This is a genomic window from Halobacillus sp. KGW1 (genome assembly GCF_001592845.1).
Classification (GTDB): domain Bacteria; phylum Bacillota; class Bacilli; order Bacillales; family Halobacillaceae; genus Halobacillus.
Window position 1 is genome coordinate 153,315 of record NZ_LSOC01000004.1, and the last position, 11,332, is coordinate 164,646.

General features: G+C 44.1%; 13 protein-coding genes. 6 read left to right on the forward strand and 7 right to left on the reverse strand.

The window, feature by feature from the left end; all coding sequences use genetic code 11:
• Window positions 1-43: 43 nt before the first annotated feature.
• Together fabI and AXG56_RS15725 are read right to left on the reverse strand one after the other, a co-directional pair.
• The gene (fabI, locus tag AXG56_RS15720) at window positions 44-823 is read right to left on the reverse strand and encodes an enoyl-ACP reductase FabI (protein WP_008636680.1); all 780 of its coding nucleotides are present in this window, start codon (window positions 821-823) and stop codon (window positions 44-46) included.
• A gap of 53 nt (window positions 824-876) precedes the next feature.
• Entirely contained in the window at window positions 877-1,944 is a 1,068-nt protein-coding gene (locus tag AXG56_RS15725) for a C45 family peptidase (RefSeq protein ID WP_062515701.1), read from the reverse strand.
• Window positions 1,945-2,191: 247 nt separating this feature from the next.
• On the opposite strand from AXG56_RS15725, the gene AXG56_RS15730 reads away from it, so the two are divergent.
• The gene (locus tag AXG56_RS15730; RefSeq protein ID WP_026578645.1) at window positions 2,192-3,247 is read left to right on the forward strand and encodes an NAD(P)/FAD-dependent oxidoreductase; all 1,056 of its coding nucleotides are present in this window, start codon (window positions 2,192-2,194) and stop codon (window positions 3,245-3,247) included.
• Between the two features lie 46 nt (window positions 3,248-3,293).
• On the opposite strand, the gene AXG56_RS15735 is transcribed toward AXG56_RS15730, so the two are convergent.
• The 3 genes from AXG56_RS15735 to AXG56_RS19225 all read right to left on the reverse strand — a co-directional run bounded on the left by AXG56_RS15735 (window position 3,294) and on the right by AXG56_RS19225 (window position 6,422).
• Entirely contained in the window at window positions 3,294-4,232 is a 939-nt protein-coding gene (locus AXG56_RS15735; protein ID WP_008636686.1) for a RimK family alpha-L-glutamate ligase, read from the reverse strand.
• A gap of 210 nt (window positions 4,233-4,442) precedes the next feature.
• Window positions 4,443-5,888, reverse strand: a complete 1,446-nt coding sequence (locus AXG56_RS15740; protein ID WP_008636688.1) for a carbon starvation protein A — start codon at window positions 5,886-5,888, stop codon at window positions 4,443-4,445.
• 360 nt (window positions 5,889-6,248) lie between these two features.
• Entirely contained in the window at window positions 6,249-6,422 is a 174-nt protein-coding gene (locus AXG56_RS19225; RefSeq protein WP_008636690.1) for an aspartyl-phosphate phosphatase Spo0E family protein, read from the reverse strand.
• Between the two features lie 190 nt (window positions 6,423-6,612).
• Here AXG56_RS19225 and AXG56_RS15745 point away from each other — a divergent pair, with 190 nt between their 5' ends.
• Complete coding sequence (locus AXG56_RS15745) at window positions 6,613-6,993, forward strand: RidA family protein (RefSeq protein ID WP_026578646.1); 381 nt, start codon at window positions 6,613-6,615, stop codon at window positions 6,991-6,993.
• A 103-nt stretch (window positions 6,994-7,096) separates the two neighbouring features.
• Here the strand turns inward: AXG56_RS15745 and AXG56_RS15750 are convergent, their stop codons facing one another.
• Entirely contained in the window at window positions 7,097-7,327 is a 231-nt protein-coding gene (locus AXG56_RS15750) for an excisionase family DNA-binding protein (protein ID WP_008636692.1), read from the reverse strand.
• Between the two features lie 127 nt (window positions 7,328-7,454).
• On the opposite strand from AXG56_RS15750, the gene AXG56_RS15755 reads away from it, so the two are divergent.
• The 4 genes from AXG56_RS15755 (at window position 7,455) to AXG56_RS15770 (ending at window position 10,743) form a co-directional block, all read left to right on the forward strand.
• Window positions 7,455-8,300, forward strand: a complete 846-nt coding sequence (locus AXG56_RS15755) for a DUF1206 domain-containing protein (protein ID WP_008636693.1) — start codon at window positions 7,455-7,457, stop codon at window positions 8,298-8,300.
• Between the two features lie 212 nt (window positions 8,301-8,512).
• The gene (locus AXG56_RS15760) at window positions 8,513-8,968 is read left to right on the forward strand and encodes a hypothetical protein (protein WP_008636694.1); all 456 of its coding nucleotides are present in this window, start codon (window positions 8,513-8,515) and stop codon (window positions 8,966-8,968) included.
• Window positions 8,969-9,074: 106 nt separating this feature from the next.
• A complete protein-coding gene (locus tag AXG56_RS15765; protein ID WP_082794496.1) occupies window positions 9,075-9,815 on the forward strand; it encodes a spore coat protein in 741 nt (246 codons plus the stop codon).
• 109 nt (window positions 9,816-9,924) lie between these two features.
• Window positions 9,925-10,743, forward strand: a complete 819-nt coding sequence (locus tag AXG56_RS15770) for an STAS domain-containing protein (RefSeq protein ID WP_008636700.1) — start codon at window positions 9,925-9,927, stop codon at window positions 10,741-10,743.
• A 45-nt stretch (window positions 10,744-10,788) separates the two neighbouring features.
• Here the strand turns inward: AXG56_RS15770 and AXG56_RS15775 are convergent, their stop codons facing one another.
• Complete coding sequence (locus tag AXG56_RS15775; protein ID WP_235601523.1) at window positions 10,789-11,277, reverse strand: GNAT family N-acetyltransferase; 489 nt, start codon at window positions 11,275-11,277, stop codon at window positions 10,789-10,791.
• Window positions 11,278-11,332 lie beyond the last annotated feature (55 nt).

Genomic DNA, 11,332 nt, shown 5'->3' on the forward strand with positions numbered 1-11,332 from the left:
GAGTATAGAAAGGCCCCCTCCGAAGATCGGAGGGGGTTAAGATTTATCCCAGGATGTTGTATCCGGAATCGACATATACAATTTCTCCCGTTACCCCACGGGAAAGGTGGCTCATCATTGCAAGAGACATATCCCCTACTTCTTCCTGAGTCACATTCTTCTTCAACGGAGACGTTTCTTCAATCTTGTGAAGGATTTCATTGAACGAAGGGACACCTTTTGCCGCCAGCGTACGGACAGCACCGGCTGAAATCGCGTTTACACGGATATTGTCACGTCCCATGTCTGCAGCCAGGTATTTAACAGTGGATTCCAGAGCGGCCTTGGCCACTCCCATTACGTTGTAGCCTTCTACTACCCGCTCTGCTCCAAGGTAACTCATAGCGATCAATGATCCACCTTCCGTCATATAAGGCTTACCCGCTTTCGCTACTGCAATCAAAGAATAGGCACTTGTGTCCTGTGCGAAAGCATAACCTTCTCTGGAAGTATCAAGGAACCCGCCTTTCAAGTCTTCTGCATGCGCGAAAGCGATGGAATGACAGATGCCGTGTATGACACCTACGCGATCGCCAATCGTTTTGAAGGCTTCCTGGATACTTTCATCGCTGTTAACATCACATTGTACAATAGCTTTCGCCTCGAAGTCGCTTTCTTTCAGAAGCTTCTCCAATTTCGCCTGGGAACGTTCTTTACGATAAGTAAAAATGACGTTCGCCCCTGCTTTATATAGGGATCTTGCTACGCCCCAAGCAAGGCTGCGATTGTTGGCAACTCCCATAACTACAATATTTTTATCTTTCATCTGTAATATATCTTCCATAGTGACCTCCAAGTACTCTACTGTTTTCTTCTATCTTATCATACAGAGCAACCCTATTTTTTTCCACTCCAATAAGCGCCGTCTTCCATATGGGCAAACGGAATATCCGTGTCGACCTCACCTTCTATCCTCTCGAATTCCAACTCGGCACCGGTCAACCATTTCCCGAAATCAATTTCTACTGGTTCTCTATCTCCACCGAGCGCCATCCACGCTTTTTGTTCCTGGGGAAGATAACCGGATGTGTGGATGGTTCCCGCCCAATTCCTATACTGTTTAGAGAAAACCCCTCGATCGGTATCATTCATTAAACGAAAGGCGTCCATGGCACTCTTTACTTCTGGCCGATTCGACTGGATGGCGTCCATCCGCTTCATCGAATCCACAAGGTGATTCCGGTTCTCTTTCGTCATGATTTCAAAGTGATTCGTGCACACATCGGACTGCCGGACCTCCACTCCCCTTGGAGAGGCTTCGACAATGTAGGTTTGATTGCTTCTATCAAAAACCGTATAACTAAACGAATGGCGATGGGGTATCTCCTTCAGCATGTCCACTGCTTCCTGTACATCAGCACAGGATTCCAAGATCATGCGTCCAATCATACAGCAGATGAAACCATCGCCCGGACGTTTGCGATGCATGAAATTATACCCCATCACCAACCCTTTTTCATTCATTCCATCCATTCTGCCGGTAATTCGCTGAGTTGGACCTATGATGGCGTACCCCTGATCGGTCGGTTGGAAAAGGCTGTACCTTCCTTCGTAAGTCTTCGGCATATAATCATAGTTGCGGATCATATAACCATCGCCTGTCATGATGGAGCACCCGGAACGTTTGTAATCGATTCTATATCCTCCAAATTCCATCAGCACCTGTTCCATGGGCCATCCCAATCCATCTCTTAAGCCGAGCAGTTCCTCCCATAAGCCTGGAGCAAATCGGACAATAGCTGCTTTCACTTCCTCTGTCTCCACGACAAATCTGGGCTTACGTACTTTCCATTGTTTCTCCCTATTCTTCACTGTCCAGCTCCCGGCGAGCTGTTGACCCTGATATAACCCGAAGTCATAATGCGAGCCCCTGAACGAAAGAATATCACTATATATCTTCTTCATCGTAAATTTTCCTTTCTCTATTACGTGCCTATCATCCAATGTATCATTTTTCCACCTCCCCGACAAAGCCTCTTTCCTCCCAGTTTCCCTCCGAAGATGCGACAATAAATGATTACTTCTTCTAGTTTTTCGACGTCATCTTTGGTAGTCTTAAAACTGGAGGAATTCAGTAAGCTTTTCCGGATATTTCTGAATGGAACGTGTCGTTTCATAAGAAATTCATACTGCAAAGGGTGGTGGAACTAAGATGAAAGAAGTCGTTATTTTGGGGGGCGGCTACGGAGGTATGCACACACTGCACGGTCTGCTGGATAACATAGGAGATGATGTGCGCATCACCGTCGTGGACAGAAACCCTTATCATTCTTTAAAAACGGAATTTTATACGATTGCCGCCGGAACCGAATCGGACCGACATGCTCGTGTGGATTTCCCGAAACATGAACAAGTTCGCTACGTGTTTGATGAAATTGAAAAGATTGATGTTACGAATGAGCAGATCTTATTAAAAGGGAGCGAAAATGTTCCCTACGATTATTTACTTATAGGGCTCGGCTGTGAAGACAATTATCACGGCATCGTAGGAGCACAGGAATTCACAGAAAGTGTCCAGACGTTCTCAAAAGCCCGAAGCGCAGGATATGCGATAAATAATTTAGATGCTTATGGCAGCGTAACCGTGGTAGGAGCAGGGTTAAGCGGGATCGAAGTCGCTTCAGAAGTTCGTGAAAGCCGCTCAGACTTAAACATCCGCCTGCTGGATCGTGGGGAAACCGTCTTAAAAGCTTTTGATTCCAAGATTCAAAACTATGTAGAGAAATGGTTTAAAGAGAACGATGTAGAAGTGATTCATAATGCCAATGTGGAATATGTAGAGAAAGACGGCGTCTGTAACAACGGCGTTTGTTATATCAATGATGTAACCGTATGGACGGCAGGCGTACGCCCGAGTTACCTTGTCAGGGAACTGCCTTTTGATAAAGACGAACAGGAGAAAGTCATCGTCAATGACTATTACCAGGTACCTTCCCGTCCCAACGTGTATGTCGTAGGAGACTGCGCATCATCGGAACATTCTCCGAGTGCCCAGTTGGCAGGACAGCAGGGGGAGCGTGTCGCAGTCGTCTTAACAGCGATTCTTCAAGGAAAAGAACCGGATAGACCTTCCATCGTCAAACTCAAAGGAGCCCTTGGTTCTCTTGGTAAAAATGATGGATTCGGAAATATGCTTCAAAAGCCTATGACGGGAGTGCTTCCGCGTCTGGCGAAATCCGGAGTGCTGTGGTTAAGCAAACGTCACTAAAATAGGAAAGATCACACCCTGAAGGATGTGATCTTTTTTTCATTATTCATCGGACGGGGACTCTGTGGAGCAGCCTGCCAAGGTATTCAGCCAGTTCGAGCATGCCATATCTTCCCGCTTTCTCTTCCGCCTCCGAATTGTAATTCGTATTCGTATTTACATCATAGGTGTACAACCATCCATGCCTGTCCTGAATTGCTTCAATACCGGCAACCTGAATGTCATTCTCCCTTAAAAATCTTTCGTAACGGTCGATGATGTCGGGTTGATAGTTCTCCAACACTTCAAACTTTGCCGCTTGTGGAGCATCCGCCGGACAATAGGCATCCTCGATCGAACATGCGTCCGCAGGACAAAGCTCGAAGCCGTCAGACGTATCCACTCTTACGCCGTACAGAAACTTGCCGCCGACGAATTCATGACGAACGATATATGGTTCAGGTGCTTCGATATATTGCTGAATTAATGTTATACCATCAACTGGTTCTTCAAAGGCCGCACTGTCGAGGTATTCCTTCAGCGCTCCCACCGAATGGAAGAGTTGAACCCCCTGCCCTTTTCCTGCACGGTTGTGCTTCGTGATGAACGATTCGGATCCGAGGCGTTCCGCTGCTTTGATAATATTATCCTTCCCCACAGCCGATATAGTGGCAGGTGCTTCGATACCAGCCTGATTCAATGCCATATACTGATTGACTTTACTGACTTCCAGACGGAGGGCCCTGCTTCCGTTCACCACCGTCCTCCCGTGACGTTCCAGCCATGCAAGTACAGCTTCTGTAAATTCCGGAGCATATCGATGATTTCTCGTATGGGAAGATGCGCTGATCCGATTATAAAAGATCCCTTCCGGCGGTTCGCTTGTCAAATCAAGCATTCCTTCGTCCAAATGCCATAGTTCATACGGTAGGTTCAACTCCTGCAGACGTTTGGTTAAATGGTCGGTCCACTCATCGTTCTCGTGAAGTACATAAATTTTGCTCATTGAACTGACTCCTCCCCAATCTTTTCTTCTATATTAACACAATAAACCGATAAATTTACTTGGTTATAGACATTTTTTGACTACTCTTTTCTTAAAAAACAAAAAGAAACCACCCTTCAAGGATGGTTTCTGCTGATTATGAAAGAAATATTTTCTCACAGGAAAGTGGGTGCTTTCCACATATCGCCGGTTAATCTCTCCTCCGATAGGTTAACTTGCCTTTGCTGGCAGTGCATTACTCTTACCTTCTGATTTATGACGGATGAGCTGCCATACGAACCACGAAGCGACAGCAACCCAGATGATTGAGCCGATGACCATGGAAGTGGAGTAGGACATGCTGAAACCTTCCGGAGCATAAAAGATATAAGAACTTACAACAGCTGTCATGAACAAAGCGGGAACGCTGCAAATCCAATGAAACTTTTGATTCTTCAGCAAGTACATAGCTGCTGTCCATAACATAACGGTAGCCACAACCTGATTGGACCATCCGACGTAACGCCACAGGAAATTATAATTCATCTGTGTCAATAAGAATGCTGGAATTGCTACAGGGATTGCAAACAAAGCTGCTGTCCATCTTCCGTCCAGTTTCTTACTGGTAACTTCCTTAACAAAGTCCATCAACATCATCCGCGAAGAGCGCAGTGCGGTATCTCCTGTTGTGATCGGGAGCAGGATGACACCAAGGACTGCCAGTATTCCTCCTAATGTACCAAGGGTTGTCGTACTGATTTCGTTTACGACGCCCGCTGGCCCTCCGGAGGCAAGTGCTGCCTGCAGGGACTCCGTACTGCCGAAGAAGGTCATACCGGCTGCCGCCCAGATCAAAGCAATGACCCCCTCAGCAATCATAGCTCCATAGAATACCTTTCTTCCTTCACTTTCTTTCTTCAATGTTCTGGCGAGTATCGGACTCTGGGTGCTGTGGAATCCTGAAATCGCTCCGCACGAAACAGTTACCATCAGCAACGGCCAGATTGGCAGTTCATCTGGATGGAGATTCTGCATCGTCAAGTTCGGCACAGAATAGTCGAAGAAAAACAAGCCGATTCCTATAGCAGCCGCCATAAAGATAAGAATAGCCCCGAACACTGGATAGATCCTGCCGATGATTTTATTGACAGGCAGGATGGTTGCTGCCAGAAAATAAGCAAATATGATAAAGATACACGTTAAGAATCCAAGAGGTGTAACCTCAGCCATCAGCTGTGCCGGACCTGCAGTAAAGGCAGCAGTAACGAGAACCATCAGAGCGATGGAAAGAACATTGATGACCGTTTTCGGGTATTTACCCAAATATTTTCCGACAAGGGCCGGGAATTGTGCTCCATTATGACGTAGGGACAGCATCCCGGAGAAATAGTCGTGAACCGCGCCTGCGAATATGGAACCGACTACGATCCACAAGAAGGCGATCGGTCCATATAACGCCCCCATGACGGCACCGAATATAGGGCCTAACCCAGCGATATTCAAAAGCTGTATGAGACTCGCTTTCCACCAACTCATCGGCATGTAATCAAAACCGTCGTTCTTTTCATAGGCCGGTGTCGCCTTTTGGTCATCAATCCCGAAAATTCGTTCTACCACCTTTGCATATATGAGATAACCTAATAATAGTAATACGATGGATGCGACAAATGTAATCATCGCTGAGCCCCCTCTCAAATGGAATGTAAGGAGTATTTTATCTGTGCAGATGTCGAAAAACAACCCATTTTCAGAATATTTATTTTTTTATCTTTTTTTTCTTATTTGGTAGCGGATACAATGGAACCAAATGAAACATTCCATAGAAAAGGCCGCCGAAAACTGGGTTTCGGCGGCCTTTTCTATTTTAAAACTAATATTATAAGACAGAGCTAATCTGTCTTTTACTTTTATAATAACCTGCCACCCAGAGAATTGGTTAAGTTCCCGCAGTCGTATCGATTGCAGGGTGGCATTGCTTTTAAATTATCACACATCCAGCTCCGTAAGCAAGCAGCACCTATGTATATTAACATGCAATTAAGTGAGTTGTTCTTTTAATTCCAGTGATTGGCCACGGAATCTATTCAAAAGATCATCCAGCTCCTGAGATACTCGAAGCAATTCTTCATCGTTGGGATTCTGATTATATATATCATACATTCGGACTCTCAATTCTTCAATTTGTCTTTCAAGTTTTTCTTTGTAATTCATATACTCAGCTCCTTCTCATGTAGATTACCCTTTTATTTCCTATCTAAACATTATTTTAAGAAAACTTTTACTATTCAATAAATTTCCGTTTATGAACAGTGTCGAGAATTGCCCGGGAAATAAAAAAACGTTCTGTTATTTCTGACTTCATGTTAGGATATATGAAAACATACATATGGAGGAATGTTTCATGTTTAAAGCAATTTCGACTGAAAACGCACCAAGTGCCATCGGGCCATACTCCCAGGCTGCCGATCTCGGAAATCTGGTTTTCATTTCTGGACAGATTCCTCTTGATCCAAAAACGATGGAGTTCGTTTCGGACGAGGTGAAAGAACAGACGGCACAAGTAATGAAAAACATCGAGGCTATATTGACAGAAGCCGGACTAAGCTTCCGCAATGTCGTGAAAATGAATATCTTCCTGGATTCCATGGATGATTTCACCACTGTAAATGAAGTATATGCCGGCTTCCTAGAAGAGCCTTATCCCGCGAGGGCAGCTGTGGAAGTCAGCAAGCTTCCAAAAGGTGCAAAAGTCGAAATCGAAGCGATAGCTGTAAAATCTTAGCATTTACTCACAATATTCGAAGTAAGAGAAGTTTTTTTGTCCCATTACATTAAAAAATAGCTTTATGTGTAATTCGAAAAGCAGAGCATATGCTCTGCTTTTTTTAATCTTCGTCTTTGATGTCAGGATCTTCAGGAATGGGTTCGTTCAAATACGCCTGGATCATATCTCTGTATTTTTCCATTTGTTCCAAGTGATTGTTGAATTGATGTTTATTAATGAGAAACTGCGTCCCGTCATGGACGGTTTTTATTTTATGGTGATGGACGAGATGCGTTATATAGTCAGCAGGCAGATCAAGGTACTCTGCCGTTTCTTCAATCGTCATATACATCATTTATTCACCTTCTTCTTATTTATAATCATACCATTGGCGGATTCTTTTATCTATGCGGTTTCCTTTATTTATCCATAGGGAAAATAACCGAAGTATACAAGTATCAAGAAAGGACCGTGATGGAATGGATACGTCATTAAAAGACAATCGCCATGTCAGAAAAACGAAGGAAGATGTAAAGCCGTGGATCCGCAGAATCGGACGAATCGGCTACATGGCAAAGGGAATTGTGTACTTCCTTGTAGGGATATTGACGTTTATGGCGGTACTCGGCATAGGGGGTAAAACGACCGGGACAAGCGGTATGTTCCAGTCTTTGGCCGGGGTGAAGTTTGGGGAATGGCTGCTTTGGATGATCGGCATCGGACTGATAGGCTACATTTGCTGGGTTTTAGTAGAAGCGTTCTTCGATCCACAGAACAACGGATTAGATCCGAAAGGACTGATTATGAGAACCGGTTATGTTGTAAGTGGTGTCGTTTATGGTTCTCTGGCTTATCAAGCAATCCAAATAGCGATGCATGCAGGTTCCGGAGGCGGTGATTCTAAAAAGACTATTTCCGCCCAAATTATGTCGCAGCCACTTGGTGAATGGATCATCGGAGCAGTTGGAGTTATCATCATCGGGTATGGATTATATGAATTCTTTGGTGGCATAACCGGTAAATTCATGAAAAAATTATGGACGAAAGATATGGAAAAGAAAGAGGTAAACACGGCAAAAACAGCAGGAAAATACGGCCTTGCCGCCAGAGGTATTGTACTCGGAATTATAGGTTTCTTCTTTATTCAAACGGCACTTACTTCGGATCCGGACGAAGCGAAAGGCTTGGATGGCGCTTTATCGGAATTATCCCAGCAGCCATATGGTAGGTGGATTCTCGGCATCATAGCGGTAGGTTTAATCCTTTATGGTGTGTACCAGATTGTGAGAGGCAGATATATGCGGATGAACTTCGGCAGAAAATAAAAAGAGCCTTCCCTAGGGGAAGGCTCTTCGACTTTTGTTGCGAATATACCGACGCCACATCGTCGTTTAGCTTCCTCGGAAGCATGTACTTCGTCTTACACAAACAGCTCATCGCTTCATTACTATAGCATTCTGCCCTCACAAATGCAATCGTTTTTGCATCAGAAGCTATGTGCTATACTGAAGACAAGTATAAACACCAGGAGGCAGCCATGCTTACATTTGAAGAGAAACTTGAAATCATTGAAGAATTTCCGGAATTGTCGAAACGGGAGATCTCACTCGGTCGAATCAATTTCCACTACGAGGAAAGCTTATACGAAAAACAAATAGTCGTTTACCGCCTTCATCCAAACGGGAACGGCTTCATCTATGCAGGAGAAATAGAAGACTATCCTGCTGATAACAAAGGGATGGTAAACATACGTGATATAAGTGCGGATGAACTCCGTTCTCTTATCCGCCGTTCCATTGACTCTCTCTCCCTCTCTCCTGCTGAGAAGAACCCGGTTATGGAGGAATGGTTGAATGACTACGACCAATCCCTTGTATTGATGCGGGAAGAAGATGGGTATCATGTGTATGCGGATGAACAGTTGGAAGGGGCTTTCAATACCTATAAAGAGGCAGCCAACTTCTTGGAACAAGAAGGATTTCACCGATTATAATGGAAACCCCGGCCAATCCGGGGTTTTTTATTTTTACATTTTTTATGATCATACCAATCAATGATTGCATATGGTATGGAAAGTGCCTTCGGAAGGTTTGATGCTCATGCACCCATACGTATATCACCGACAGAACCACTATACTTCTTCCATCTATTCTTATGCTCAAGGAGATGTTAACGGGGACTCCCTCGAAGACCAAGTTTATCTTGTCGGGCAGGAAACACCCGACAGCCCCTATATTACGAACATTACACTCGTCATTCAGGATGGCAGAAACAACAAGTTTCACTCAATCCCTTTAAAGACCAATACAGGCTATAATCCGCGCCTTTTCCTCGGAGATTTCACAGGAAGCGGTACAGATGACATCCTGGTAAGTATGGACTCTGGAGGGAGTGGAGGATTTGGGTATTTTTATATCTATTCCTTCCTAGCCAATCACCCCCGGCTTCTCTTCGATTATGAAGTGTTTGATCAAACATTTGACTACAGCGTTACCTATAAGGATAACTATTTGGTTGAAGTCATCAATAACACGCTCCACTTATCCTTTATGATCGACCTCAGCAATAGGGACAAACAATATTTAGCGGACATTTATAATGAAGACGGCGCATTGAAACAACCGCTTACAGGATCTGTTTCCGGACTTAACCAGCTCTATCCTATTGATTTCAACGGAGATGGAATTTATGAATTATATGCTCTGCAGCGAATCATCGGTCAATACAATGCAGATGGACTCGGTCTCATGCAGACACCTTTAAGTTGGAAAGACAACCACTTCTCCCCCTTCTTCGACAATCAGTATGCCGCCGTCTTAGGAACGGCAGTCAATGAATAGCTCCTGCTAAAAGCAGGGGCTTTTCGTATCTTCTATGAATATTATACAAATAAGTTATATTGGTATAAAATAGGGTACAAGAAAAAGAGGTTTTAGAAAGGAGTCTATTATGACGGCACTGAATCAGCGTTTTGCTCAATACTTAGCGGACAATCAGACCACATTAGTCAATGAACTGTTACCAAAAACACTGGACGAGCTGCAGATCAAATATACAGAATCAGAATTGAATTACCACTTCGAAATGCTCCGCCTGCTACTCGATCGCGTTGCGAAAAGTCTATTACAGCACCCAGACGAAACGAATGCTGCCGAAATCGGTTATGATATGGAGAACTATTTATATTCTCAAGGTATCCTGCTAAAACAAACCGTGGATGTGTTAAGTGTTTTCCGCTTAGCCTTGATCAGACATATGAGGAAATCAGAATTTATTTATGAAGCAAAAGTAGATGAAGGCTTTCTCGTAACAGAGGAAATCGTCGCAGCATTTGATGCAGCAATTCGTGCGACGACCGCGAATTATAATTGGACGAAAGAGAAAGAACATACGGAAATGGAAAACCATTTAAATGAAATTTCCACTCCCGTCGTTCTCATCGATGAATTTCAGGCCGTCCTTCCTCTTGTGGGCGAATTCTCTCCGGAGCGATTCGACATCGTGAAGGAACATACGTTGAACAAAGTAAAAGAGCACAGCCTCCGTCTTCTTTTCATCGATTTTTCAGGGATAGCTACGTTCGATGACGTCTTTATCAACGATTTATTTAATTTGACGAAGACGATTAAATTATTGGGAACTAGAACAGTGCTCACCGGCATTCGCACAGAAATGGCCATTGCTGCGATACAATCAGGCATGAATTTCAAAGACCTAGAAACGTTTAACGACTTAAAACAAGCGCTGGTTACCATTAATGACGCTTGAGGCAGTGTATCGAAAAGACGAGCAAGAAGCTTTCCGTCTAGGAGATTACCGGAAAGCTTCTTCTACGTTTTTCTTCAATGTTATCAATGTTCGTGGTTTCCCGCGGAACCATTCCACTACCTCCTCACCGATGAACTCAAAGCCATTTTTCTGAAAGAACCGCAGACTTTGGTCGTTATCTTCGAATACTTCTGCAAATATATTAGAAATACCATATCGGTAATGGATGATTTCAATAAATTGCTGCAAAGCTTTTGTACCTATCCCGCTCCGCTGCCGATCACCGAGGACGATACCAATATAATCGCGGTCTTTAGCGCGATACAATTCTACCTTACCGATAATTTCTCCGTCGCATTCGATGGCTTTAAGGAGTAAATCAGGCTTTTCTCCCTTAAAGTACAAATCATATGACTGCAGAAACTGCTGATAGGTTCTCGGGACATCCACCCCAGTCTTTTGCTGTAACTCCTCATCCATCTCCCACCTATGTAAAGACCTAAGATGCCTTCTCTCCACTTCTACAATTTTCACTTCCAATGATCTTTCACCTCATTAATTATGATGCATCCTTTCGCTAGCTCGAACT

What these genes read in the sequence shown, in the direction of transcription:
- AXG56_RS15740 (WP_008636688.1), bottom strand. Translation starts at nt 5,888, where the DNA reads ATGATTACATTTGTCGCATCCATCGTATTACTATTATTAGGTTATCTC.
- fabI (WP_008636680.1), bottom strand. Translation starts at nt 823, where the DNA reads ATGGAAGATATATTACAGATGAAAGATAAAAATATTGTAGTTATGGGA.
- AXG56_RS15725 (WP_062515701.1), bottom strand. Translation starts at nt 1,944, where the DNA reads ATGAAGAAGATATATAGTGATATTCTTTCGTTCAGGGGCTCGCATTAT.
- AXG56_RS15735 (WP_008636686.1), bottom strand. Translation starts at nt 4,232, where the DNA reads ATGAGCAAAATTTATGTACTTCACGAGAACGATGAGTGGACCGACCAT.
- AXG56_RS15730 (WP_026578645.1), top strand. Translation starts at nt 2,192, where the DNA reads ATGAAAGAAGTCGTTATTTTGGGGGGCGGCTACGGAGGTATGCACACA.
- AXG56_RS19225 (WP_008636690.1), bottom strand. Translation starts at nt 6,422, where the DNA reads ATGAATTACAAAGAAAAACTTGAAAGACAAATTGAAGAATTGAGAGTC.
- AXG56_RS15745 (WP_026578646.1), top strand. Translation starts at nt 6,613, where the DNA reads ATGTTTAAAGCAATTTCGACTGAAAACGCACCAAGTGCCATCGGGCCA.
- AXG56_RS15765 (WP_082794496.1), top strand. Translation starts at nt 9,075, where the DNA reads ATGCACCCATACGTATATCACCGACAGAACCACTATACTTCTTCCATC.
- AXG56_RS15770 (WP_008636700.1), top strand. Translation starts at nt 9,925, where the DNA reads ATGACGGCACTGAATCAGCGTTTTGCTCAATACTTAGCGGACAATCAG.
- AXG56_RS15750 (WP_008636692.1), bottom strand. Translation starts at nt 7,327, where the DNA reads ATGTATATGACGATTGAAGAAACGGCAGAGTACCTTGATCTGCCTGCT.
- AXG56_RS15760 (WP_008636694.1), top strand. Translation starts at nt 8,513, where the DNA reads ATGCTTACATTTGAAGAGAAACTTGAAATCATTGAAGAATTTCCGGAA.
- AXG56_RS15755 (WP_008636693.1), top strand. Translation starts at nt 7,455, where the DNA reads ATGGATACGTCATTAAAAGACAATCGCCATGTCAGAAAAACGAAGGAA.